Here is a 25,487-nt window from a genome sequence, read left to right as displayed (position 1 = left end):
CGGGCCTTGAGCGGAACACCAACGCAACAGATTCTCTGTGCGCTTACCGATATTCCTGATGGCGGCTCAAAGGGCGTTCTTCCCAATGCCCGTGGCCGCGATCAGGGCTTCTTGGTGCGTAAGGGGGATGAGGTCTATGGCTACGTAAACAACTGTCCCCATTACGACCGCGCCCCGCTTGGCTGGAAGAAAGACGAATTCCTGAACGGTGCAAAAGATCGCATCATGTGTTCGGCGCATGGGGCCTTGTTTCGGATCGAGGATGGAGCCTGCACGATTGGCCCCTGCCTCGGACAAGCGCTGCAGCCGATCCCGGTCACTGTCAAAGACGGGATGGTTCTGGGCGCGGTGCCCGCAACACCCAAAGCGCAAGCCTGACAGACCACAAATTTCATTCTTTCGCGAGGAGAGAAGAGCATGGCCAGAAAGATCATTGACCTTGCCGTCAGCCTGACGGATCAGGTTGCTTCAGACCCACCGGGCCTTGGTCCCGAAATCACTTATGTCGATCACAAAGAGGGCGCTGCCGACTTCAGCGGCATGTTCGGCTTGCCCGACGGTGCCCTGCGTGATGGTGCCGGGGCCGCAGTCGAACGTTGCGTTCTGACCACGCATAATGGCACCCATATGGACGCACCATGGCACTATCACCCGACAATGAACGGCGGTGAACGTGCGATCACTATCGACGAAGTGCCGCTTGAATGGTGCTTTGGCCCGGGCGTAAAGCTCGATTTTCGTGACCGGCCCAACGGCCATACAATCACCGCCGAAGAAGTTGCTGCGGAATTGGCGCGGATTGATCATGAGCTAAAGGACGGTGACATTGTTCTGGTCAACACCGCCGCTGGCGCGCGTTATGGCCAGCCCGATTATGTCGGCACAGGATGCGGAATGGGCCGCGAGGCGACGCTCTATCTGACGGAACGCGGCGTCAAAGTCTGTGGCACAGATGCCTGGAGCTGGGATCCGCCACTGATGATGCAGGCAGCACGGGCGCGCGAAACCGGCGACTGGTCGATCTTTTGGGAGGGGCACAAGGCCGGGGCCGACACGGTCTATTGCCATATGGAAAAGCTGGCCAATCTTGACCAATTGCCTGCCACCGGATTTGAGGTCATCGCCTTGCCGGTCAAGGTAGCAAAAGGCTCCGCCGGATGGTGCAGGCCAGTAGCGATTTTAGACACCTGACGACAGATCAGGTTTGGGGGGATACAAAAATGGATAAGACACGCAAAGCTCAGGACCCTCGGTTTCCTTGGGTTAAAAAGATCGCTGGGGTGATTTCGGTCACCTCAATTACTGCCGCGCTTCTGGGCGCCATGACAATCGTGTTCGATGTTTTGGGGCGCTGGCTCTTTGGAACCTCTGTCTTTGCGCTGAACGAGATCATGTCCGCGATTTTCGCGGTGGCGATTGCGCTGACCCTGCCCGCTGGGGCGGCCAACCGTGTGAACCTCAAGATTGACTTGCTGGCCCATCTCACCGGTCCGCGCCTGACTGCATGGCTACGTGTCGTGGGTGGTGTCATGCTCTTGGTCTTCTTTTCCATCCTGTGCTGGCGGCTTTGGGGGCTGGCTTTGCGCTATGACTCCCAAGGTCGTGCCTCAGCCTTGCTGCAACTGCCGCTGGCACCGACCTATTTCGCGGTGTCGCTGGCCATGGGCCTGTCTGCGATCGTCCAGCTATTTAACCTCACCGAAGATTTTGCCCTTGCGCGGGCCGAGACCGGCACCCAACGATCGCACCCTGCAGTTTTGGTCGTAATTGGCACGCTTGGCGTGCTGGTTCTTGGCATCGCTGGTTGGGTCTTATTTGGCTTTGACAGCTTTTCCAACACGGCCATGATGTATCCCGGCACAGCCGCAATCATCGGCTTTTTGATCCTTTGGCTGGCGGTTCTGGCGCAATTGCCGCTGGCCACCGTCACCGGGATGATTGGTGTGATTGGCTCGATGGCCTTTATCGGCGGCAGCGCATCCATGAACACCTTTGCTGGCGACGCGGCGGATTTCCTGCGCAACGAACAAGTAGCGACATTGCCGATGTTCCTGATCATGGGTGCCTTTTCTGTCGCCGCAGGGGTTTCGGACGATCTGTTCAGACTGGGAAATGCCATTCTCGGCCGGTTCCGGGGCGGTCTTGCCTATGCAACCATCGCGGGCTGCGCGGGCTTTGGCGCGGTCTCGGGGAACTCGATCGCCACTTCGGCCACCTTTGGACGCATGGCACTTCCTGCGATGAAAAAGGCCGGATACGCGCCGACGCTGTCCACCGCGAGTGTCGCCGCTGGCGGCACGCTTGGGGCGCTGGTCCCTCCGTCGGGGGTGATCATTCTCTTTGCCCTTCTGACCGAAGAATCCATCGGCGCGCTCTTTGTGGCGGCAATGATCCCTGCAGTTGTCGCGATTTTGCTCTACTTTGGCGCGGTCTTTGCCGTGGTGCGTTTGAACCCCGATGCCGCCCCTGACGTCGACAGCGACAGCACCGCTGACCTGCTGCCCGCGCTCAAGGGCTCTTTCCCCGTGATCGCCATGTTCGCCATCGTTATCGGCGGCCTTTACGGCGGCGTCTTTACCGCCACCGAGAGCGCAGCGGTGGGGGCTGTCAGTGCCTTTTTGCTGGCGCTCATGCGTGGACGACTGACCAAATTCACCATCCTTGCGGTTTTCTCCGAGACAACAACCACGACAGCAATGATCTATGCGCTGATCTTTGGCGGGCTGATGTTCGCCTTTTTCATCAACCTCGGGGGCGCGCCGGAGATGGTCAGCGCCTGGATCGCCAGCATTGATGCGCGGCCGATCCTTATCCTGACGTTATTGATCGTGATATACCTGCTCTTGGGGTCGATCATGGACAGCTTTGGCGTGATGATCATCACCCTGCCTGTGGTCACGCCGATCATTCTGGATCTTGGCTATGACATGCTGTTCTGGGGGGTTCTGATGCTGGTTGTGGTCGAGATTGGCATGATCACACCGCCCTTTGGGATGAACCTGTTCATCATCAAGAGCATTGACCCGGATGTGCGTCTTGGCACTGTGATGCGCGGTGTGGTGCCCTTTATCCTTGCCGACTTCGTTAAGATCATCTTGATCGTGGCCTTTCCGGTGCTGTCGCTCTGGCTTCCATCTACGATGTAGCCGGATCCGATATCGGCAGGTGGTACTGCATCTGTCTTGCCCGGCCCGGGTCTCCTATCGGAGGCTCGGGCCTTTTTTCATCCGCCCTTTCGGGATGCCCCAAAGCAGGTAACGGCATGAGGCGGCGGGCGATGCCAACCTGCTGCTCACACCTGAGATGAAACCGGGCCCTAAGTGCCCTGCCCTTCCCTGACCTAGCCTGACGTGGCCGCAGGATAAAAGCCGCCCAAAGACGTCAGCCCGAAAAGCCAACACGAAAAAGCCAACACGAAAAAGGTCGGCCAGAATAACTGGCCGACCTCAAATTGGGATATGTTTTGATCAGGGTCCGGCGATCCGGGCTTATTCGATCTCGCCGATTTCGCGGCGCGCGTCTTCTATCGCAGTGCGCCACTGATCCAGCAGCTCTGCACCGCCGGGAACGCGTTCGCCAAAGCCTGCAAAAACCTTGGGACCCAGTTCGCCGCGCATGGCGTCGACCTCTGCAGGATCCAGTACATTGATTGTTTGCCCTTCTTGCGCGCCGACATAGGCCTTGGACTCGGCTTCCCATGTGTCGATGGTGGCCCCAACTTCACGGGTCAGATCACAGCCCGAATGGGCATCCAACGCCGCGCGGGTGTCTTCTGGCAAGGCCTCGTAGCGGGCGCGATCCATAAAGACCATGCCCATGGCACCACCCAGCGGCAGCTGCAGGTGATCTGATGTCACCTCGTCCAAGCGGAAGGCCGGGAATGCGGTAAAGGTCATGAAGTTGCCATCCGCCGTGCCGCGCTGAAGCGACTGATATTGATCCGGCAGGGTGATCGACAGCGGCGTGCCGCCATAGGCCGACACGATCAGCGACTGGATCGGGCTGCCAACCATGATCTTTTTGCCCTCAAGATCGTTCATGGAGGTTAGCTCGGCCCCCTTCAAATGCGCCGACGATTGCGGGAAAGGTACAAAGAACAGTGGCTTAAAGGCACCCATTTCCTCATCAAAGGCACCCGCTTCGTACATCTTGCAATAGGCCAAGGCCGAGGCCTCGCCCGATCCTTCGACGAAGGGCACTGTTGTCACCAACGACCGAGGGAAGCGACCGGGGTTAAAGACCAGCATGCCAAAGGCGATCTGAACCACATCATCAGAAATCCGGTCAACGTAGTTGTTGGAGTTCACCAACATCTGACCATGCCGCACCTTGATGTTAACCGCGCCGTCGGACTCGGCGTTCACACGTTCGGCCCAAGGAGTCATGATGCGTTTGTTGATCGGATGTATCACGACGTTGCCTGTCCCAAAGGTCAGGGTTTCAGCTGTTGTCGCAATCGGCGTTAGGGCTGTTGCCCCTATCAGGAACAGGGCCGTTAGGGTCTTGCGCATGGTTTCCTCCCAGAAATGACAAATCGGCCAAAGATGGCCATCCCGTACATCTTAACCAGATTGCACCCGTTTCGGTATTTGTTTGATTGAATGCGATGGATTGATCTCATGAATAAATGAAGAGCGCCGTTCCGCAGCGCTCTGCCCCTGCCCATGAAGTCCCTGCATTGATAGTTTCAATAAGGTGTATCAGACAATTCCGTTTTTGAAATGGTCTTGCTCTACCTAATATCGCCTTGAATTTGGGAGGGGAGGTCAGTGCCACGCTACGTGTCACGTATCAGGTCAGCCCCGAATTTATGGAGGAACACCCAATGAAGACAGCAACGATGGCACTTGCCATGGCAATGCTCGGCGCAGTGCCAGCAATGGCTCAGGACTACCACATCCGCGTCACCAACATGATGCCCGAGGGCCAAACGATCGCCCCGTTGATCGTTCTGGATGCCACGCTGGCCGAACCTTTCCTATACACCGATGGCAAAATGTCCGAAGACTTTGTCACCACCGTCCTCGAAGGCGACCCACGCCCGATGAACGGTAAGATCGGCGCAGGCGTTGCGGGCCCTGTTCTGGGTAAATCGGGCCCTCCCGGAGTTATGATCGCGGGCGGCGAAGTGGCCGAAACCGATCTTTACATCCAGTCCAACACCCTGCGCTTTTATGCCAAAGGCAGCTACGGCCCCGGCGAAGACAAGGTTATCAGCGGCGTGCATGACATCTCGATGGGTGGCGGCACTTTCTACCTTCACCGCTATGACATCGGTCATTCCGAAGGCACCAACGAGATCACTTTGGTCGACGAAAACGTGGTCAAGGTCGAGATCACCCGGAACTGACTCCGTTCCCTTTGAGAATAGAAATACCCGCCATCTCTGGCGGGTATTTTTTTGTCCGATGGTTTTTCCAGTGGCCGGGTGAAAGCGGCGTGACAGGCGGCACAGGGCCGCCTTGGCCCGAGGTCAGTACTCGGCCAGATCCTGCCCAATCGTAAACTTACCGGAATAGACCGCGTTGACCCGATCAATGTAGCCCTGCGCCGAGTCGGGCGTCGCAATGCCGGGGGGGAAGTGAACCGCCACCACCTCTTTTGCGCCCGCCACCTTGGCCAAATGCGCCAAGTCCTCTGCGTTAATGTGATGCTGCGAAAGGTGCCCCTTGATCATCTCAAGCTTTTCTTCGGGCATCTGAGGGTTCATCGCGCGAACCCGGCCCATGGTGATATCGAGATCCATCATTTCGCCAACAATCAGATCAACACCCTGCGCCAGTGTTTCCAACGCTTTGCACGGCCCGGTATCCCCCGTAAAGACCACCGATCGGTCTGGCAGATCAAAACGCAGCGACAGGGACAGATACCCCTCTTGGCCGAATTGGTCCTCGTTGCGGTAATGGGTATTTTCGCAGCAGGTCACAGTCAGATCGTCCAAGGTGATCGTGTCGCCCGGATTGATTTCCGTGACCGTGGTGAAATCGCGAGGGTGCGGCAATTGTTGGCCAGGCATGCCAAAACCAATGGCATTGGGCACGTCACAAGCGGCGCAGAGCCCCTCGATGATCGACGCGGTTCCCGGAGGGCCGTAGATGGTCAGCGGCACCCGGCGCTGGGTCATCATGTTCAGGCCAAGGCAGGCAAAGAGGCTGCCGATATGGTCAAAATGATGATGCGTCAAAAAGATGTGGTGCACATTGCGAAATTCCAGCCCCGCGCGTTTCAGCTGGCCCATTGCGCCTTCGCCGCAATCAATCAGGATCGGCTGCTCCCCATGCATCAAGACGTGTGCTGGCTGGGCGCGTTGGGGATTTTGCATCGGCCCCCCGGCAGTGCCAAGAGTGATAACTGCAGATGGGTTCGGCATGGCGAAATCCTTTCAACGGAACGCTGGGACTGTGTCAGTGAATTTTGCGCATCTTAATTGAGCAACCGCCATCATGGAAATTGATTACGGGAATTTTTCGCATTCACGCAATCGATTCCTACCTGGGCTGCTTGCACCTTTGCCTCGCCCAAAACGTCGTGAAACTTGGCCGGAAAACTGCCTAGAGCACCAAGCTGTTTTGGGTCAGCCTCTGGTCCCGGTTTTAAAGCGCGGGCGGTCAGACGACTTTTAAGCCGCATAAGTCAAGGCCGCTGGAAGGCAAAGAAATGATCGTAAATCCAATAGGTAGCCCCCTGCCCCAGTGCCCAACAAAACCGGGTGCCCGCACACCGACATTTTCATCCGCACCTTCACAAGGGGCAGATCTTGCAAGAACGGCTGCATCAGATGTGCGTGCCGCGCTGGCATTTCCCCATGCTTGCGGACGAAATGCACATAATGCCTATGCCAGGGCGTTTCAGGCCAAAATGCGCAGTTCGAATGTAGGTTGGGAATGGTCGCGCTTGGCATGCTAAAAACGCGGATCATCTCAGCCCGATACAGTTGAAAGAGATGTCGGCAATCGAGCGCGGGCGCAGGGCGGCGCTTGGCGGATGTTTTGCGCGCAGCGCAGACTGAGCGCATCAATACGTCTAAAACTCGTGCCGCAACCGCCACTGCCCCAAACGCCAAGCGGGTCTGGCTGGCGACGCGCGAGACAGAGCTGTTGCCCGTTTGACACTTCCACCTCGTCTTCATTCTGCACAAACAGATCGCGGATAAACCGCATCAAAACAAGCGTGAGATCTGCAAACTGCTGATGCGAGCGAGTTCTGAAACGGTGATCAAGATCGACACCACCCCAAGCACCTTGGTGCCCGGGCTGGAACTAATTCGGTCCGGCAGACCTGAGGCTAAGCCACCATCCCGATGTTGACATGATCGTTCTTGGCTGGGGCTTCTCTACCGTTGGCGCAAAATGGATCGTATCCCGCACGAACGTCGTCCTATCCAAGCGCGTGCCGTCCCGGTTGTATCGTAGGTTTATTCAGGAGGGTTGGCCAAGCTGCACGAGGCGGAGAAACTGAACTTTTTGAGGGAAAATTCTTTAAGGGAAAATACGGGCCTCATTGACCAGATGACCGCCGACGCGTTCCTCAAACCCCTGTGCCAAATCGACTGGGACGTACATGCCAAAGCCCGCTTCGCAGAACCAAAGGCCGCGCTGGCATATCTGGGGCGCTATCCGATATTGGGTTTCAACGTTCGGGTTATGATCCACAGATCAGTTGAGAAACGCTCCAAAAGACCAAGCGGGCCTTGGCGAAACGCGCACTATCCTTGGCGCCCCCCCACTATAATGAAGCCCTATAGCTAATACTCTTTGTTGCTCGCCTTTACTTTTGGGCAGCCAAAACCAGCGCGTAAACGCTGGTTTCGAGCATCTCTCTTGGTGCCACTTAGACAAGGGCAAGAGGTTGAGGTTCATCGCCCAACTTAAATCTTACTTTTTTAGTCGGATTTACTTGCCTTCTCAAATTGTCGGACCTATGAGGGGCTCCGTAACTATCCAACCGGAGACCGCATATGTCGTACTCGACACGTTTCAGCGGCTTCCTTGGTGCTATTGCAGCCAGCGCAACATTTCTTGTGTCAGCAACCGATGCTCAAGCAGAAGCCTTGACCTTCACCGATATCGCAGGCCGCGAAGTGACGCTTCCTGAAATGCCTGACAAAATCATTCTTGGCGAAGGCCGGATGATGTACGGGATTTCGGCTGTCGTCGGAGACAACCCCTTTGAAAAGATTGTCGGCTGGAAAGACGATCTTGTCCAATATGACCCGGATGGGTTCCGCAAGTTTCAGACTGCGTTTCCAGAAGATACGGCCCGGATGATCAACTTTGGCAACCCCTATGCCGGTGATTTCAGCATCGAGGCCGTACTGGAGAGCGAAGCCGACTTGCTGCTTTTAGAAGCGGGCAGCCTTTTCAAGGCCGAAGAGACCGGTCTGATCGAGAAACTTGATGCCGCAGGTGTTCAGGTTGCTTTCATCGATTTCCGCCGCAATGCGACGGAAAACACCGTTCCGTCGCTCCTGCTGATTGGCCGTGTGTTTGGGGCGGAAAAAGGTGCGGCTGAGTTCATCGACTTTTACATCTCTCAGATGCGCCAAGTCACCAATATCGTTGACCAAATCCCTGCAGAAGAACGCCCATTGGTGGTTGTCGAAAACGCGGCGGGATGGCAGGCTGATTTCTGCTGTTGGTCGTTTGGGCCTTATAACTATGGCCGTTTCGTCGAACTGGCCGGGGGTACAAACTATGCCTCGACCTTGGCAAACGCCTATTCCGTGACGCTGAATCTTGAGGGTGTGATCGAAGCTGATCCTGCCCATATCGTCGCCACTGGGGCGAACTGGGCCGAAGCGCGCCCCGAAGTGACGTCGGTTCTTTTGGGCTATGAAGCAACCGAGGAGGCCAATGCCGAACGTATCAAGGCGCTGGCATCTCGTGATGGGTTTGCCGATCTAGAGGCGGTGAAAGCGGGCAACTATCACGCCATCTTCCACCAATTCTACAACTCGCCCTATCACTTCATCGCGATCCAGCAATTGGCGAAATGGTTCCACCCCGGTGATTTCGAAGATCTCGACCCATGGGCCAACTTCCAAGAGCTACACGAACGTTTCTTGCCGTTCGAAGCCGACGGAACATTCTGGATGTCTGCTCCCGCAGCTCAGTGATGTGCTCACCCGACCTGCAGGCAAACACCTGCAGGTCACATCCCTTTTTCAGGTTTCCAACATGACTGATCAAACAATAGCGCCAACGGCATCTGGTCTTGTCCAAGGCTACCGCAAGCGCAGCAGTAGACGGGTGCTTATGGTGCTCGGCGCATTCGTTGCTCTGGCCGCGCTGATGATCCTCGACATTATCACCGGACCGGCAAATTTGACCTTTGGTCGCACGCTTCAGGTTATTTTGAACCCGTCCATTGCCACGCCAAAGGAAGACGTGATCATCTGGAAATTGCGTATGCCGGTCGCCTTGATGGCCGTGTGTGTCGGCGCAATGCTTGGTGTCGCAGGGGCCGAGATGCAGACGATTCTGAACAACCCGCTTGCTGACCCGTTCACGTTGGGGTTGTCATCCGCCGCCAGTTTCGGCGCAGCGCTTGCCATCGTTCTAGGCTGGTCCATTGTCCCCGGCGTGGGCGGTTTGTTCGTGACTGTAAACGCCTTTGTGTTCGCGTTGGGCGCGTCTATGGCGCTCTATTTGTTTACCAAATTGCGAGGCGTGTCGCCCGAGGCGATGATCCTTGTCGGCATCGCGATGCTCTTCACGTTCAACGCCTTGCTGGCCTTCTTGCAATACGGTGCCTCCGAGATGCAGCTGGCGCAGCTCATTTTCTGGCAACTTGGCTCTCTGTCCCGTGCCACATGGGACAAGGTGGCGATCTGCGCTGTTGTGTTGGCGGTGCTATTGCCTTGGTTCTATAGCCGCGCTTGGGCGCTGACCGCCCTGCGTATGGGCGAAGACAAGGCCGCGGCCCTCGGCGTCAACGTCAATCTCTTGCGGGTGAGCGTCCTTGCCGGGGTGTCGGTTCTCGCAGCCGTCGCCGTCTCTTTTGTCGGGGCCATCGCCTTTGTCGGGCTTGTCGGCCCGCATATTGCCCGCATGATTGTTGGCGAAGATCAGCGCGGCTTCCTGCCGCTATCTGCTCTGTGCGGGGCTTTGATCCTGTCCGGGACGTCAATCGCGTCCAAGGCGATTACCCCCGGTATCGTCTATCCGATTGGCATGATCACCTCCCTGATTGGCATCCCGTTTTTCATCCTTTTGATCCTCGGACAACGTAAGAGGCACTGGCAATGACAGGTTTAAAAGCAGATGATCTGAGCTTTTCCTATGGCGCCCACAAAGTGCTGAACAACGTCAGTTTCGACGCTCTGCAACCTGGCAAACTGACGGCTCTCATTGGGCCGAACGCGGCCGGTAAATCCACTCTATTTCGGGTGATTGCGGGGCTTCTCAAACCCGACGCGGGCAAAGCCTATCTGGGCGGCACCGATTTGGATAGCCTAAGCAGCCGCGCGCGCCTGAAACGCATTTGTTTCATGCCACAGTTCTTTGCCGCCAACGCGGCCCTGACGGTTTTTGACGTTGTGATGATGGCCCATAAACAGCTCAAAGGCTGGCGAGTGACAGACGATGATATGACGGCTGTTGCAAGAGCGCTTGACCATGCGGGCATTGGGCATTTGTCCGAGGCCTATATCAGCGATTTGTCCGGCGGGCAGTCCCAGATGGTTTCCGCAGCCCAGGCGCTTATTCGGCGTTCCGATGTTTACCTGTTTGACGAACCGACGTCGGCCCTGGATCTGCGCCACCAGATTTCCGTGCTTGACCACATCAAAACGGCAGTTGCCGCGCGCAACGCTATTGGGATAGTGGCGCTGCATGATTTGAACCTCGCCGCTCGTTTTGCCGATCATCTTTTGCTGGTCGGACAGGGGCGCATTCTCGCACAAGGCGCGCCGAACGATGTGCTGCGTTCATCAGCGATTTCAGACACCTACGGTGTCGAGATCGAGATTTCCACCGGCCCCAGAGAGGACCTTCTTGTTCATGCTTACCCGTCGTAATTTCACCCTTTCCATGGGTGCCTTTGTGAGCGCAGGAACCGCCATCGCATGCCCCGTGCCCTCGCCAGTTGGGAACACCCACAGTGTCTTGATGCTAAACGCGGGCTGCGGTGATCCAGATACGCCCAATGTGTTTGAACCGGCCTTGTTACGCATAAACCCCGGCGACACGGTGACCTTTCTGGCCACGGATGCAGGCCACAACTCAGCCTCCAAACGGGGCATGATCCCAGAAGGGGCCGAGCCGTGGAATGGTGCTGTTGATCAAGAGCTAACTGTTGAATTTAGGGTGCCCGGAATTTACGGCCACATCTGCGTTCCGCATTACGAATGGGGCATGGTCGGCGTGATTGTCGTTGGCGATGACTTGCACAATCTGAAGGCCGCCAAGAAAGTGCGCCACCCCGGCACAGCCCGCAAAATCTTCCGCACACTTTTGAAAGAGCTCGAAGCCTGAACATTTGGTCTGATCACTGAGGTCTGGCCCTAACAAGTAGCTTTGCCATAGCGGCTTCGCTGTTGAAGCCGCTATGGCTTTGGCCTCTACAAGCCTTCTATGAACCGCTCTCCCCCCGCCGGATATGCCAGGTCGCGTCGAAGTTACAAACGTCTTTGGAAACAATACGGTTAAACACCCCATGAGGCGAAGGAGTTTCAATACCAGTTTGGACAAAATTTGTACGGGTACAGCTCCAATCTTAGTGTCTGCCATTTCTCCCCATTACTTGGCGCTATTGCACCAAGCCCTCATGTGTCCGCTTTGTTTACGGCAGAGTTCGGTAAGCCCACACTCGAACGAGTGTTTGAACTCTGCAAAGCTTCGAATCCGGTTCCCCCGCGATTGCGCTCGATCTCCAAATGATCGTCAAGCCCGAGGAGCTCACCTTAAGGCCAACCCCAGCATGAGAAGCGGTGTAACACCCCTATGAATTGCTGTTCCTCGACAGGAGGCCGCAAATGTCAGGTTTCCGCCCCCCTACAAGCTAACGAAGGGCTAACGCTGCGCTTCGCACAAATGACCTAGAAGGGCTGAGACCGGTCATCTCAGGCTGAAGCGAACGGTCCAGGGCGAACTTGGATCGTGCGTAGGTCCGCGAAGCGCAGGAAGTGAGCTTTGCAAAGTTTAGGGTCGAGTAGCCAGTGATCGGCAAGGACGACCCAAATCGGACCTTAGCCTCTTCGAACAATGCTGCGTTGTAGCATCGTTCAATCCGGAAGCACTCAATACGTTTGCAGTGGGTTTGGGTAGGCCTGCTTCCAGAAGGTGCTCCGCCAAGTTGCCAAAAATATTTAACATCATGGTATTATCTGAATTTTGTGGGAGGAGGTCGATGGCTGTTCATCGGTTTTCGCGAAAACAAGGCCATTTGGATTTTCTGTGTGGAGAATGTCGATTGTGGCCAAAGATGCCAAAGCCCACAACATCAAGCCGCTGTTCTAGTAGCGCAAAAATAGCTAGTTGTACTATGAAGGAGAGCAAGTGAAGATTGGCTCCCTCTTTGTCATGCGAGCGGAATGGTAGAATGAGTAAAACGGCCCAGACCCGCCGCTGACCAAACCACCAAACGCTGCGATGCAGCTTCCCCAGACCAGCCGTTCGAAACATGGTGCAGCATTTTTGTCGGTTAAAAGGACGGTTTGCGGGACTTTGCTGCCGTTTGTCTACCTATGGACGAACGTCTGCTTCAGAGAGACATGTCCAATTAAACCCGCCAGAAGCGTCAGCAGCACAGCTAGGGTTGTTAAAGCGGATTTAAGAATTGTGGCTGAACTAGTGGCATAAACCAGTGGAACGAAAATTTCTGGCCAGCTCCAAATTATGGCCACGATACCAAGGTTTTCGACATAATCAAACAGAGCGCTACCAACCGAAAAGGCAATGCTAAAGCGGACAAGTTTTCTGTTGGGCATGCGTTGCCCAAACCAGCAGATCGTGGCGATTAAAGTCAACGTGAGCATGAATGGGTAAAGTGTGTCCAAAGCGATCTGGTGACTGAGATAATACGCGCGCCCTTCCACTCCCAACGCTTCAAGAAGCGTCGCCGCCTCTATGGGGCCATAGCCGAAAGGACGCATGTCGAATGGGACGTGCCCTGAGACCGCTTCGATATGGGCGAGCGTAACATTGATCATCAGCAAATAGATTGATGCACCCATCAGTCCTGAGCCAACCGCAACTATTCCAATATGTTTTGACAAAATTCTGTTCCTCATTTTGTAAACTCCTTGATCTGTGCCACACATGCCCTCAGACGCGGTCACCCGCATTATCATTTGATAAGGCACGCTGAGATGGATTTACGGACGTTTCTGATGCAGTCTCCCGACCTGCCAGATAGGGCTTGCGCGGACGATTTTGCATCTGATTGGAAACGAAAGCGTTTGAACAAGGGGGCGCACCTTACCCGACAGGAACAACCCGAAACAGACGAATTCGTTCTTTTAGAGGGGTGCCTGGTGAGCAGTATTTGTGACCACGACGGCAAAGAAGTTAGCGTCGAGTTTTATCTGGGTCCCTGCGTTATCACGCCAAATATCGCTCGAACGCGCGGCGGTGTGTCGCTCGTGTCCATTGTGGCAACGACCGATGCCCTGTTTGCAAGGATCGACAGTGATCTACTTTCAAATCGGATGATTTCATCTGAGCCCATCCGAAATTGGGCCAATGGTGTTCTGCGGGACGCGCTAAGCCGGAAGGTAGATCGAGAGTGGTGCCTCGCCGCTCTTAAAGGGGCTGAGCGGCTCACTTGGTTTCGCCGAGCATTTCCCGGCTATGAAGACATCTTTCCCCATATGTTGATTGCATCCTTTTTAGGGATCTCACCTGTCACAATGAGCCGTTTACGCACCGGCGACAAACACTGACAGACAACGGCCATTGGTGCGTCTTACTGCATCGGTTAATCTGGGCTCCAAGCCGCCTTGCGGCGATGCGGCAGCACACCTGCGGCGAAATCATGTGTGATCAACGCTGCCCAGTGGCTGATTTCAGCCCAAAATGACCAATGTCGGGCGATTGCGACCGGCGTTGCTGCAGGTGCCAACTGTTTGCCTCGACGTTCCCTAGAGCGGACATTCATACTGGAAATGACCAGCTCTAGAGGTCGAGGGCAGGTCTGAGCCCATTGAGACGGATGTTGCAGCGTGCCCTAATGGCGGCTTTTCGATATTGGCAATGACTGAACTTGCGCTTAGTTGGGTAATTTGTCCTGAACAAAGACAAGAAACATGGTGCTCATGACCGAGATAACAAAGAGTGAGCCAATCATCTGACCAATGAACTGAGTGAGCTGGAAGACTGTTAGTACACCTTGTGGTGCCTCGAAAAGACTGGGGGTAATCGCGCTAAGAATGATCTGCAAAACTATTGAAAAAGTCGCTGCTAGGAGCACGATCAACAGCAAAGATGTACCTTTACTACTGGTGTAATCCCATGATCCAGACAAACCGACATGGTTTTCGACTGCAGCGCCTGGAAGAATGAGGCAAAGCCGTATGCCTAAGTAGAGTGCAGGTAAGGATGCAAGAGTAGGCCAGATAAAGAACTTAAGCGGCGGCATTTCACCCCTAGATATAGCTTCGGGGTCTAGTTCACTGATCATCATCGGACCGATGAATGCCATGACCGGAAGCATTAGCAAGGAAATTAGCATGCCCAACCCGAAAAGATTTAAAACATATCGTAACACAGGCTTAAACTTAATAGTTGGCGCAAAACCTGTTGGCTGTTCACCAAGAACCAACAGTCGGTGCCATGCTACAACAGGCCAAAAAATCAGGAAGAGGAACAATGGAAATAGTACAAATAGGAAGGGACTAGGAACCTGAACTGTTTGCCCGTCAATCTTGACCGATAGTGTCCCAAAAATCATGACACTGGCAAAAACGCCGACGATTAGTCCTAATGGGACAAGAAAAATTCTTATCGCTTGCCGCCAATTTATCAGAATAACAAACAAAGCGTCGCGTAATATCTCAATCGCATTCATTGTGCCGCCTCACTCATTACTTCCGCATTCAAAGAGTGCGCCCCTCTTCGCAAGTTAGCGTTGTAGTGTCTAGGCGTCTTCTCGGATCAAGTAACAAAATGAGCGCATCCGTTGCGCAAGCGACAAAGCAGACTTTGGCGCAGCCGCAGAGAATTAACACTTTGTCCCGCATTACAGACCTCTGGCCAACAAAAACGCTGCATGATGTGTCGAACGGCTGCTTCGGGGAAGCTGCAATGCAGCGCTTGGACCTCTGGCCAACGGCGGGTGTGGGCCGTTCGTGTCGACGCGGCATGGACAATTGAGGCGGCATCGCTGAAAGTCGAGTTTACAGCGCACCATGGCGAACAAAAACAGCAATCATGGCATCGGCGAGGAATTGGGCTAGCGCGGATTTTTGGTTCCCGAGCTTTTTAAGCACTATGACTTTAGCAAAACTTCGGTGATTAGTGGCCTGATCTGGGCTGTGTTTCACTGGCCATTGTTGGTTTTTTTGATGGGGCCGCGATTAGACGTTTCATCGTTTCCGATGTTGGCTATCGGCCTTGTCGCAGACGTAGGACTTAGCACAATTATGGCTTGGATCCGAATACGATCCAGCAGAGTGTGGACAACTGTGATTTTTCACATGGCCGTTAATTCTCATACCCAAGGTTTCTTCCAGAACGTGACCACCGAAACGTCGAGTTTCACACATTACATTTCTGGCGAGCACTGGTTGATGTTGGCGCTTGTTGGCGCAGTCATCGGCTTTTCGTTTTGGCGTAAGCGTAGTGAGCTACCTGTCAAAAATTGATTTTCGAGGAGTTTGATGCAATTTACGAGGCCTGCGCTGATATCGTCTACCAGAGATTGGTGCAGCTGCATCCCGGCGGTAGATTACCTGGCGATCGGAAGAAGCGAGCCTGTGCAATAGTGTAATGTTTCGTATAGGAATTTCGGCCATTCGCGTTTCAACCTAGATGTTACATAACGTAACGTGAATGGAGATAAAGGATTGCCTCACCTACCTTTCAAGAGCTTGATAAAAAGTGATTTTTACGCAAGGGTTTGTCTTGGAAAAGTCTCTATGCGCTGCCCTTCTCTTGGTTGTGGTAGTTCTCCTTAGACGCACCATCCCTATAGCAAAGCTTTGCACCCCGATGCCTCAGTGGAACGGATGCTCTTCCGGGTCTCAAAGCTGGGCCCCCATCATTTCCAATCTATGCCATATTCGTGGCACAATAATGGGCCACTAAATCCACGCCGTTTTAACAAGGTTGCAGTAATGTTTTCGATTATAAGAAACCTTTTGAATTCAAAAAAAAGGACACAGTCTCAGGACCTGACCAAACGGATGATCAGAGGAATGGGCGGTGATCCAAGCAGGCTGACACCTGCGGAATTGATGGAGCTGACGGAGGAAAACGAGAAATTGGCATCGCGCGACGACAATGTTTCCGACTGGTTCAAACAATTCGCCGAGCACGGTACGGCGATGGTGACCAGACAACGAGACTTGTTGAAAAAAACCGGTGCCCTTGAACACCAGCGCAACCAACAATCTGATCGGGATGCGGCGCGGCGCGCATTGTTGGCGCAAGACGTCCCTGTCCTGAACGCCAAGCAACGCTCCATTCTCACCTCACTTCCCGAAGGGAAGGTCCGGGATTTCTTTGCCTCCAGCATGCGCACGGCACTGATTTTTGACCCCGTTCTCCGCCCTGCCTCACCCGACGATCATAGCTTTTGTGGTGGTATGCCATTTGCGCCGTCGTCGATGATCTGGCCACATACAACCGGAAAAGACGGCAGAAGAACGCCGTGCCGCTTTCTTTGCCAGTTTGACTTGGCTGACCTTCCCGCCGATTTTGGTTTGCGTAAGCTATTTCCGGATGAAGGGGCGCTTTTTGTTTTTGAGCCCCCCAAAGATGCCACGACATCCGATCCGCTGGTGCAGCATCACACATTGAACGGCGCGTTTGAACACACACCACCGGCCGGGCTTGAACCCTACACCTCGCACTATCGCAATCACGCGTTGCCAGAATTGAAGACCGGCTGGTTGTACGAAAACGATGTGCCCCCATTGTCGGTGGGTCCCAAATGGCCACTTGCCCCGCGTTTAGAGACGCAAGCCCCGACCAGTTACCATTGCTATGACTATAATCTGGAAATACCCAACGCGCTTCTAGAGCCGTTTGGGGATGATCCTGGAGATTTCTTCGAGCACATGTTTGATGCTCTTAACGCGGCAGGCGGGCGTTTGAAGCCGCGCCAACTGAGAATTGACACAAGTGAGTTTGACTGTTTTCCCCATGTTTGGGGCGTTATTCAACGGTTGCTCGAACAACACATTCTTTTGGTCGACCTAACTGAAGCATTCTATCATGATCGCATCGCGGCGAATGCGGGCCAACAGCCGGAGTGCGAGGTCCCTAGCCTGTGGATCAAGGGGGCTGAAAAAGACCGAACGGCCGAAATCAATCGGACGCGAGCGGCACTCACTGATCTTGCTGAGCTTCGCTTGGAAATTCAAGCGTGGCAACAGCTTGCTAACAAACGACCACGAAACGAGGCAACCAGCGCAAAGGACCGCAAGGCGTTTATGACGTTCTGGCGCTCGCTTGATGCAGAAGGCGGCATCATGCTTGAAGATCGTTTTGGGTCGCCTGAATGGGGGGTAAACAGCCCAACGCGAATGCTCGAGTTTTACCAAAACGCGGTAGCACACGGCGTTATCGGTAGTCTTTCCACCGATCCATCCGTCTTTCCAGACGACATAGCCAATCGCCTTCGAAAGGTCGCCGCTTCTTGGCATCCGACATCGTCGATCGGACCGATTCAAATTTTGGGGCACACCGCCGGAATTCAGGGAAGCGAAGCACCGGGTGAAGATCTGCTGCTGTTGCAACTTCCTTATTCGCTGCTTTGCGATTGGTCTTTCGGCGCTGGCGGTGCGATCCAATTCTGGCTGAGCCATGCGGATTTTCAGCTTGGCAACCTTGATGCGGTTCAGATCGAAGTCGGCACTTAGAGAGCGCTGGCGGAGTTATCGGGTTATTGGAATCCGTGATGCCGTACGATTTAGGGCCATAACACACTGCGTAAAAGGTGCCGGTACTGGCTTACCGAGCGCTAGGGCTGTCCCTGCCGTTTCATTGCACAGCTAAAAAATGTCTCATACATACTGTTGATCCGATTGAAAAACAGAGCTTTGTTCCCTGCGTCCCATGACTATTGTGTTGGGGGGGGTGAGACATGACTTGAAACCCGATCATGTCTCGTGCTGTGACATCCAACCATGCTTTTGAGAAGTCCAAACCAGCACTCATTTACGCCCAATCATCACAACCGATCTCAACTGGGCAACCGGGTATTCCTTTGTCACAGCTGCCCATACTCGTTCCTAAGAAAGCACCACCGATTACGCAGCTTTGTCGGCCCCCTCCGCATCTTGCATTGGAGCGACGTCACCAGGAGAGACCTTGTTCAAAGAAAACTCCCCAACCAGTTCGGTCAAATCAAGGGCCTGCTTTCGAAGCATCTGCGCAGCCGTAGATGTTTCTTCGACCATTCCCGCATTTTGTTGTGTCACTCGATCCAAGTTTGTCACACCAATCGTGATTTCGTTCAGACCTTCAGCTTGGACCGACGCGCGCTTGGCGATGCCCCCAACCATCGTCGAGATGCCAGATACATTGTTTCGCACCTCTTCTAAGGCTGCTCCCGCACTCTGAACAAGTTGAACACCGTCTTGGACCTGATTTGTTGACCCAACAATCAAGTCCTTGATTTGCTGAGCGGCCTCGGCGCTGCGTTGCGCAAGCCCTTGGACTTCTGCCGCAACAACCGCAAATCCCTTACCCGTCTCGCCAGCCCGCGCAGCCTCAACCCCTGCGTTCAATGCCAAAAGGTTGGTTTGAAAAGCGATGTCGTCAATAACCTTGATAATGCTGCTAATCTGCTCCGAAGACTTCTCAATTTCGCTCATGGCGCTAATTGCCGAATGCATAACCTCGCCACTCTTGGTGGCAAGCTCGCTGGTGGTTTGCACCGCAGTATCCGTTTCCTCCGCAGCATTGGCGGCTTCTTTGATCTGCTCCAGCATTTGGTCCAGCGCTGCGGCTGATTGCTCCAGAGTCGCAGCTTGTGTCTCGGTCCGTCGAGACAGGTTTACCGACGCCTGAGCGATTTCATCTGCATGTCCCAGAATATTTGTGGAGTTTGTATCAACTTGAGCGATAACTGAATTCAAGCCTGTCAGAGCGCGATTGAAGTTATCTTTCAAGCTCTCATACTGCCCAGGAAAGGCTTCGTCGATCTCTTCGTGGAGCACACCATCCGCCAGCTGAATCAAACCGGCCCCAAGTCTTTCGACGACCGAAATCTGAATTTCTCTTTGGCGTTCTTTTTCGGTCTCACTGTCGCGTGCCTCGCGCAGTGTTTCCACCAAAGACGCCAAATGGCGAGCAACGGTGCCCAATTCATCCGGGCGGTTCTTCATCGCGATTTCGGTGTCGTAATCTCGGGCAGAAACCCGCGCCATTGCTTGTCCCAGTTGGTGCGTGGGTTGCCCAAGGAACCGACGCAGCAGGTAGATCGTCAAAACTGACATAAGAACAAAAATCGCGCCGCCCCAGGCTACAATCTCGATTTTCTCAGACAGAATTGCGGCTTGCGCTGCGGCCGCGCTCCATTCAAGTGAGATCGCACCAATCAGCTTTGCGTCTTTTCCAGCCGTAATAGGTTCGGCTAAAATAGACCCTGACTGGGAACTCGCCACGTCACCGTTTTCAATGGCTTGGGCCGCCGTAAGCTTTAACTGCTCAATCCGCTGTTCATCCGCTTCGGAGGCGAAGAGAACGTCGCCGTTCACTCCCAGGACGACAATCGCCAAGCCATCGTCACCAAGCAATTGAAGGGCATCCAAAACTTCCGCTTCAATCTTGTCTGCGACCTTAAATTTGACCGGGTTTGCAAGCGCCCCGGCCTTTTGCCCCAATGTGTTTTGAACCTTATGTTCAACCGATTGGAAAATAAGGTCGTCCGCCAGCTTTGCCGACAAGACCGTTAAGATCCCAGCGACAACAATGGTGGTGACAGTCATTAAGCCAGCACATTTTACAAATAATGAGCTAAAGGCCTTGTTCAAAAGGGAGTGTTTTTTTAGATTTGTCATTGATCCACCGTTGCTTAGCTGACGTTGTTTAGCTGGCTGGCAAGGTTACATCAGAGCGTCTGCGACCACCCCGATTGTCATTGCACCGATTGCATCGCCAGATGCTGGATCAACAATCGTCAAAGAAATCTGGACCTGATAGGATTGGCTCGACTCATCGAAATCTACTTCGCTAAAATGAACAGCGTCGGCGCCAATGGCATAGGTTTCGGTGAATTTTGCTTCATCTCCCTGCCAATAGTCAGAGGTGATATCCGAAGCCGCTACATTCAAACCGACGGAATCCATGATGAAAATTTCGGTAATCACGCCATCCATAAGTGCCACCTGACCGCGCAGGAATTCGGCGGCGGCGTTGGACAATACGGGTGTGATTGTCGGCGTGTCGCTTTCACCGATCTCGGACCGCCAGACGGTGTCAAGATTGATGATCTGCGCTTCGTCCAACCCAGCGGTGCGTTCGTTTTGCGCGTGAATGGCCGACACGATTTCAGGTGACGTCGCCCAAGAACGAATGTTCCCGTCCAGAAAATCCTGCATTGCAGATTCGTATTCCACCGCGAACAGAGGTGTGGCCCAGAGTGAGGCGGCGAGAGCGGCTTTGATGATCGTTTTCATGGCTTTTATCCCGAGGTTTATAATTGCTGATACGCTATGTTCAAAAGCGTTTATCATCGGATAACAGAGCTTCCGGTTGTGATTAAAAATTGCGGTAAAATGATCCGTTGGGGCGACATGCGACCATGTTTTAAAACAATAACCAAGAGTTACGAGCGATCACCAAACCAATCTGTCTAAGCATGGGCAGCCTGACGTAATCGACAAAACCGCACATTCACGCACATCGCCATGTTCGTCATTTTCGTCAGCATCCGGTTCACAATATCAGTCACCACAAAACCGAGTCCGCCAATTGCCCAGCGCTCGTGTCTTGACCCCGCTGCTGCGTTCCCCGATACCAGCGAGGCAAGGAGTTCCCATGACCGTTTCCATCACCGATAGCCATTGCCATTTGGACTTTCCCGATTTCGACCAAGAGCGCCCCGAGGTTATCGCCCGTGCGTTGGATGCTGGTGTGAAACGCATGGTCACCATCTGCACCCGCCTTCGCAATGAACCGCAGGTGCGCGCCATAGCCGAAACCCATGACCCTGTTTTTTACGCTGCGGGGACACATCCGATGAGTGCAGCCGAAGAACCACTTGCCACCGTTGATGAGCTGATCAAACTGGCACAACATCCCAAATTTGTAGGCATTGGCGAAACCGGTTTGGATTACCATTACACCGCCGACAGTGCGGATATCCAAAGGCAAAGCCTGCGGGTGCATATTGAGGCTGCGCAGGAAACCGGCTTGCCTTTGATCATCCATGCACGTGCTGCGGATGATGATATGGCCCGCATTTTGACGGAAACCTACAAAGCGCGTTCATATACATGTGTCATGCATTGCTTCTCTAGCTCGGCTGAACTGGGGCGCGCCGCGCTCGATCTTGGGTTTTATCTGTCGATGTCGGGCATTGCCGCCTTTCCCAAAAGCCAAGAGCTGCGCGATATCTTTGCCACGGCCCCGGTTGATCGCATCTTGGTCGAAACCGACAGCCCCTATTTGGCCCCGCCCCCCTATCGCGGCAAACGCAATGAACCCTCCTATGTGGTGAACACAGCCCAAAAAGGAGCAGAAGTGTTCGACATGAGTTACGCAGATTTCGCCGCACAAACCGAAGCCAATTTTGATCGCCTCTTTGCCAAGGCCGCTATCGCGCAGGCCCCCGCATGACGTCTGAGTTACGCTTTACCATATTGGGCTGTGGGAGCTCTGGCGGTGTGCCGCGCATCGGCGGGCATTGGGGCGAATGCGACCCTGACAATCCCAAAAATCGCCGTCGCCGGTGTTCGCTCTTGATTGAACGTGAAACGCCAGAGGGCACCACAACCGTTCTGATTGATACATCGCCAGATATGCGCACACAGTTGATTGATGCCGGTGTTGAAAAGGTTGACGCCGTGGCCTGGACCCATGGTCATGCGGATCATGTTCACGGTCTTGATGACTTGCGCCAGATCGTATTCAACACCCGTGAACGTCTCAATGTCTGGGCAGATGGGCCCACGCAGAACGACCTGATTTCGCGGTTTGGTTATGCTTTTGTTCAACCCCAAGGCTCGCCCTATCCGCCAATTTTGAACATGCATACGATTGATGGCCCTTTGACCATTTCAGGTGCAGGCGGCGATATCACCCTGACACCCTTTGAGGTGAACCACGGGGCCATTGACGCTTTGGGCTTTCGGATCAACGATCTGGCCTATTTGCCAGATGTTGCCGCCATTCCAGATGACGTCTGGCCACATCTTCGCGGATTGGATTGCTGGATTCTTGATGCGCTGCGCCGCACGCCACATCCGACACATGCCCATCTCGATCTGTCGCTCGAATGGATTGCGCGGGCAGGACCTCAGCGCGCCGTTTTGACCAACATGCATATCGACCTGGATTATGCCACGGTGGCAGCGGAAACCCCCGACCATATCACTCCCGCCTATGACGGCATGGTCATTCGCTATGCACTTTAGTTTCGCAGAGCGCCAACAATCACACTTTGGCTCTGCGCGGCAGCCCGTTTCAAAGAGGCCCTAACACACATGCAGGCCCTCTTAGATGTCATCCTGCCGGTTTTCCTGGTTATCGGCGCAGGCTATGGGGCGGTTTGGCGCGGTTGGTTTTCGGATCCCTCGGTCGATGGCCTCATGTCCTTTACCCAGAATTTCGCAATTCCCTGCCTGTTGTTTCGTGCCATTTGGACACTCGACGTTGGCCCCGACTTTGATCCTTTTGTCTTGCTGTCCTTTTATTCAGGCTCTGCGACCGGGTTTGCCATCGGGCTCATAGCCGCGCGATATGGCTTCAAACGCGATTGGGAAGACTCTGTCGCCATTGGCTTTTGTTGCCTCTTTGCCAATTCGGTTCTGATTGGCCTGCCAATCACCGAACGCGCTTATGGTGCCGATGCCCTCCAGGCGAACTATCTTATCGTCGCAATGCATTCCCCGTTTTGTTACGGGATCGGGATCACCGCAATGGAACTGGTGCGCGCCCGAGGAACCCCCGTGCGCCACCTGCCCGGCAAAGTTGGCCGCGCCATGTTTCGCAACGCCTTGGTGATCGGCATCACCCTTGGGGCCATTGCCAACCTCAGTGACATCCGTATCCCCGGTCCAGTCACCGACGCGCTTGATATGATGATCCGCGCCGCCCTGCCCGCCGCGTTGTTTGGTATGGGCGGAGTGCTCTTTCGCTACCGTCCCCAAGGGGATGGGCGTGTCATTGCACTCATCTGCTTTGTGTCTCTGGTGCTGCATCCAACGATCACATGGACGCTGGGAACGATAACCCAGATTTCCACAACTTCCTTCCGTTCCGCAGTTGTTACAGCCGCCATGGCTCCGGGTATCAACGCCTATGTCTTTGCCAATATGTATGGTCGTGCACGGCGCGTTGCGGCCTCGTCGGTGTTAATTGCAACCGCCATCTCCGTCATGACCGTCTGGATCTGGCTGTCTTTGCTTCCCTAACACCGCTGCCCACAACATTCGCCCCTTGCAGCCCATTACCGCCGCCCCTAGCCTGCGCGGATGACATCGTCCCACCAAGCAGACCGTCCACTTCTCGGCATCTCTCTGATGCTCGGCTTTTGCGTGCTCATTCCCTATGGGGATGCGCTGGCCAAATTGCTTGGGCCGCATTTGTCGGTGGGGCAGCTCGTGACGCTGCGCTTTGTGTTCCAAGGCCTGATCCTGATCCCGCTGGTCGTGGCAACAGGCCGCCCTTGGCGCGCCTCTGGTCACACCCTTGCGCTGATTTCAGTGCGTACTGTGTTACAGATTCTTGGCATCGGCTTGATGTTCACCTCTTTGAATTACCTCCCATTGGCCGACGCCGTAGCGATCGCCTTTGTTATGCCCTTCATCATGCTCTTGCTTGGCCATTGGTTCCTTCACGAAGAGGTCGGCATCCGCCGATTGATTGCCTGTACGGTCGGCTTTGTTGGCACTCTTATGGTCGTGCAGCCCGCCTTTAGCGATGTCGGCTGGCCCGCGCTCCTACCGCTGGGCGTTGCTGTCGTCTTTGCTCTCTTCATGCTGATTACACGCAAGATTGCCAACGAGACGGACCCAATTGGCATGCAGGCTTTATCCTCTCCCTTGGCCCTCATGCTCTTGATCCCCTTGCATGCCTTGCCTGTTGAGTGGCCGGGCCTCGCTTGGGTGATGCCCCAGCAGGACATCTGGTTCATGGTCGTGGCCATGGGGATTGTCGGGACAGTCGGTCATCTTTTGATGACGTGGTCTCTGCGCTATGCGCCCGCCTCGACCCTCGCCCCAATGCAGTATTTAGAAATTCCGGCAGCGACCTTTGTCGGTTGGATGATTTTTGGCGATCTTCCCGGCACCCTTGCCAGCCTGGGCATCGCCATCACCATGGCCGCAGGTCTCTACATTATTCTGCGCGAGCGGGCCACGTTGCGTCAGAACGCGCAAGCCCCTTCATCACCGCCGGCAAAGCCTCAGGTGGCAGAATAAGCAACATCCCCGGACCGTTCATCCTAAGAGATACGGGGCCGGACACCTCGTTCGACGTACCAATGCGGCCATCCGGCGAAAATCCGATCCCATCAATCGGCCAGCGCAGGCCCTGCGATTGCCCCATCACAGCGGCCATCGGAAACAAAGACAGCCGCATTCCGACGGGCAATTCCAAATCCAATCGGGGCGGCGCAACACACACCACATCATGCGCCCCAACCAAAACGCAACGCCGATCGGCGCGGCGCACCAAAACGGTAAACACCGCCAGCTGGTGATCCACCCGCGCGCCCAAGAACCCATGCGCCTCAATCAAAGGGGCCTCGATGTGGCGCAGGCATTTGTCAAAATCGGTGCTGTCTTGTTCGGCGATATGGTTCAGCACACCCGGTGCCAATTGCGCCTGCAGCTCAGGATCCAACGAATCCATATCGCCAATCACCGAATCGGGCATGCGACCGCGCGCCAAAACCTGTGCTGCGCCACCATCGGCGGCCACAATGGTTTGTGACCCGGCCATCACATTGGTTAACGCGCTGTCAGCACATTCGCCTCCACCCACCAATAAAACAGGGCTCTGACTGTGAACAATTTTAGTAATCATGTCCGATTAATGGCCTTTTAGGAAACAGATCACAATCATGCCACGAAATGATACGCTGAAGATCACAGATTCGATCAGCTTTCGACGCGGTCGTCATGGTAAACACACTGTTGCAGAACGAATGAAAGT

Annotated in this window: 22 protein-coding genes and 1 pseudogene; 16 read left to right on the top strand and 7 right to left on the bottom strand. The window is 54.6% G+C overall.

The genetic code is table 11. The features are described from left to right. Positions 1–6 precede the first annotated feature (6 nt). Genes ACRBB0_RS24245 through ACRBB0_RS24235 form a run of 3 tightly spaced genes read left to right on the top strand, consistent with a single transcriptional unit; the run spans position 7 to position 3,146 of the window. On the top strand, positions 7–378 hold the full coding sequence (locus tag ACRBB0_RS24245) for a Rieske (2Fe-2S) protein (RefSeq protein WP_431377060.1): 372 nt from the start codon (positions 7–9) through the stop codon (positions 376–378). 39 nt (positions 379–417) lie between these two features. Continuing rightward, on the top strand, positions 418–1,191 hold the full coding sequence (locus tag ACRBB0_RS24240) for a cyclase family protein (RefSeq protein WP_431377059.1): 774 nt from the start codon (positions 418–420) through the stop codon (positions 1,189–1,191). Between the two features lie 29 nt (positions 1,192–1,220). Further along, positions 1,221–3,146 (top strand): TRAP transporter large permease subunit, encoded by a 1,926-nt coding sequence (locus tag ACRBB0_RS24235; RefSeq protein ID WP_431377058.1) that lies wholly within the window; start codon positions 1,221–1,223, stop codon positions 3,144–3,146. Positions 3,147–3,488: 342 nt separating this feature from the next. Here ACRBB0_RS24235 and ACRBB0_RS24230 read toward each other — a convergent pair whose 3' ends face one another. Next, positions 3,489–4,511 carry a TRAP transporter substrate-binding protein gene (locus tag ACRBB0_RS24230; protein ID WP_431377057.1) on the bottom strand — a complete coding sequence of 341 codons (1,023 nt, stop codon included), beginning with the start codon at positions 4,509–4,511 and terminating at the stop codon, positions 3,489–3,491. A 314-nt stretch (positions 4,512–4,825) separates the two neighbouring features. Between ACRBB0_RS24230 and ACRBB0_RS24225 the strand changes: the two genes are divergently transcribed. Beyond that, positions 4,826–5,350, top strand: coding sequence for a hypothetical protein (locus tag ACRBB0_RS24225; RefSeq protein ID WP_431377056.1), 525 nt, complete (start codon positions 4,826–4,828; stop codon positions 5,348–5,350). A gap of 123 nt (positions 5,351–5,473) precedes the next feature. Here ACRBB0_RS24225 and ACRBB0_RS24220 read toward each other — a convergent pair whose 3' ends face one another. Then, complete coding sequence (locus ACRBB0_RS24220; protein ID WP_431377055.1) at positions 5,474–6,370, bottom strand: MBL fold metallo-hydrolase; 897 nt, start codon at positions 6,368–6,370, stop codon at positions 5,474–5,476. A gap of 513 nt (positions 6,371–6,883) precedes the next feature. On the opposite strand from ACRBB0_RS24220, the pseudogene ACRBB0_RS24215 reads away from it, so the two are divergent. The 5 genes and pseudogenes from ACRBB0_RS24215 to ACRBB0_RS24195 form a co-directional block, all read left to right on the top strand. After that, positions 6,884–7,616: pseudogene (locus ACRBB0_RS24215) on the top strand (IS91 family transposase); the annotation flags it as partial. Between the two features lie 341 nt (positions 7,617–7,957). After that, a complete protein-coding gene (locus ACRBB0_RS24210; RefSeq protein WP_431377054.1) occupies positions 7,958–9,115 on the top strand; it encodes an ABC transporter substrate-binding protein in 1,158 nt (385 codons plus the stop codon). Between the two features lie 61 nt (positions 9,116–9,176). Further along, complete coding sequence (locus ACRBB0_RS24205) at positions 9,177–10,247, top strand: FecCD family ABC transporter permease (RefSeq protein WP_431377053.1); 1,071 nt, start codon at positions 9,177–9,179, stop codon at positions 10,245–10,247. Beyond that, on the top strand, positions 10,244–11,017 hold the full coding sequence (locus tag ACRBB0_RS24200; protein ID WP_431377052.1) for an ABC transporter ATP-binding protein: 774 nt from the start codon (positions 10,244–10,246) through the stop codon (positions 11,015–11,017). The genes ACRBB0_RS24205 and ACRBB0_RS24200 overlap by 4 nt, the downstream gene beginning before the upstream one ends. Then, positions 11,001–11,474 (top strand): pseudoazurin, encoded by a 474-nt coding sequence (locus tag ACRBB0_RS24195; RefSeq protein WP_431377051.1) that lies wholly within the window; start codon positions 11,001–11,003, stop codon positions 11,472–11,474. The genes ACRBB0_RS24200 and ACRBB0_RS24195 overlap by 17 nt, the downstream gene beginning before the upstream one ends. A gap of 1,205 nt (positions 11,475–12,679) precedes the next feature. On the opposite strand, the gene ACRBB0_RS24190 is transcribed toward ACRBB0_RS24195, so the two are convergent. After that, positions 12,680–13,231, bottom strand: coding sequence for a hypothetical protein (locus tag ACRBB0_RS24190; protein ID WP_431377050.1), 552 nt, complete (start codon positions 13,229–13,231; stop codon positions 12,680–12,682). Positions 13,232–13,474: 243 nt separating this feature from the next. Here ACRBB0_RS24190 and ACRBB0_RS24185 point away from each other — a divergent pair, with 243 nt between their 5' ends. Then, the gene (locus tag ACRBB0_RS24185) at positions 13,475–13,882 is read left to right on the top strand and encodes a hypothetical protein (RefSeq protein ID WP_431377049.1); all 408 of its coding nucleotides are present in this window, start codon (positions 13,475–13,477) and stop codon (positions 13,880–13,882) included. Positions 13,883–14,208: 326 nt separating this feature from the next. Here ACRBB0_RS24185 and ACRBB0_RS24180 read toward each other — a convergent pair whose 3' ends face one another. Beyond that, positions 14,209–15,006: a hypothetical protein gene (locus tag ACRBB0_RS24180; RefSeq protein ID WP_431377048.1), complete on the bottom strand. Its 798-nt coding sequence runs from the start codon at positions 15,004–15,006 to the stop codon at positions 14,209–14,211. A gap of 397 nt (positions 15,007–15,403) precedes the next feature. Here ACRBB0_RS24180 and ACRBB0_RS24175 point away from each other — a divergent pair, with 397 nt between their 5' ends. After that, on the top strand, positions 15,404–15,802 hold the full coding sequence (locus ACRBB0_RS24175; protein ID WP_431377047.1) for a CPBP family glutamic-type intramembrane protease: 399 nt from the start codon (positions 15,404–15,406) through the stop codon (positions 15,800–15,802). Positions 15,803–16,342: 540 nt separating this feature from the next. After that, the gene (locus ACRBB0_RS24170) at positions 16,343–18,022 is read left to right on the top strand and encodes a DUF1963 domain-containing protein (RefSeq protein WP_431377046.1); all 1,680 of its coding nucleotides are present in this window, start codon (positions 16,343–16,345) and stop codon (positions 18,020–18,022) included. 390 nt (positions 18,023–18,412) lie between these two features. On the opposite strand, the gene ACRBB0_RS24165 is transcribed toward ACRBB0_RS24170, so the two are convergent. Continuing rightward, a complete protein-coding gene (locus tag ACRBB0_RS24165; RefSeq protein ID WP_431377045.1) occupies positions 18,413–20,095 on the bottom strand; it encodes a methyl-accepting chemotaxis protein in 1,683 nt (560 codons plus the stop codon). 117 nt (positions 20,096–20,212) lie between these two features. Then, positions 20,213–20,785, bottom strand: a complete 573-nt coding sequence (locus ACRBB0_RS24160; RefSeq protein WP_431377044.1) for a hypothetical protein — start codon at positions 20,783–20,785, stop codon at positions 20,213–20,215. A 361-nt stretch (positions 20,786–21,146) separates the two neighbouring features. On the opposite strand from ACRBB0_RS24160, the gene ACRBB0_RS24155 reads away from it, so the two are divergent. The 4 genes from ACRBB0_RS24155 (at position 21,147) to ACRBB0_RS24140 (ending at position 24,751) form a co-directional block, all read left to right on the top strand. Then, entirely contained in the window at positions 21,147–21,947 is an 801-nt protein-coding gene (locus ACRBB0_RS24155) for a TatD family hydrolase (protein WP_431377043.1), read from the top strand. Beyond that, the gene (locus tag ACRBB0_RS24150; protein WP_431377042.1) at positions 21,944–22,744 is read left to right on the top strand and encodes an MBL fold metallo-hydrolase; all 801 of its coding nucleotides are present in this window, start codon (positions 21,944–21,946) and stop codon (positions 22,742–22,744) included. The genes ACRBB0_RS24155 and ACRBB0_RS24150 overlap by 4 nt, the downstream gene beginning before the upstream one ends. Positions 22,745–22,813: 69 nt before the next feature. After that, positions 22,814–23,743 (top strand): AEC family transporter, encoded by a 930-nt coding sequence (locus ACRBB0_RS24145; RefSeq protein ID WP_431377041.1) that lies wholly within the window; start codon positions 22,814–22,816, stop codon positions 23,741–23,743. Between the two features lie 60 nt (positions 23,744–23,803). Beyond that, positions 23,804–24,751: a DMT family transporter gene (locus ACRBB0_RS24140; protein ID WP_431377040.1), complete on the top strand. Its 948-nt coding sequence runs from the start codon at positions 23,804–23,806 to the stop codon at positions 24,749–24,751. On the opposite strand, the gene ACRBB0_RS24135 is transcribed toward ACRBB0_RS24140, so the two are convergent. Next, entirely contained in the window at positions 24,669–25,358 is a 690-nt protein-coding gene (locus ACRBB0_RS24135) for a thiamine diphosphokinase (protein ID WP_431377039.1), read from the bottom strand. The genes ACRBB0_RS24140 and ACRBB0_RS24135 overlap by 83 nt on opposite strands. Between the last annotated feature and the right edge of the window lie 129 nt (positions 25,359–25,487).

This window comes from Pelagimonas sp. (assembly GCF_050633425.1).
Taxonomy (GTDB): domain Bacteria; phylum Pseudomonadota; class Alphaproteobacteria; order Rhodobacterales; family Rhodobacteraceae; genus Pelagimonas.
The sequence above is the reverse complement of the archived record's forward strand: the minus strand, read 5'-3'. Positions and strand labels throughout refer to the sequence as shown.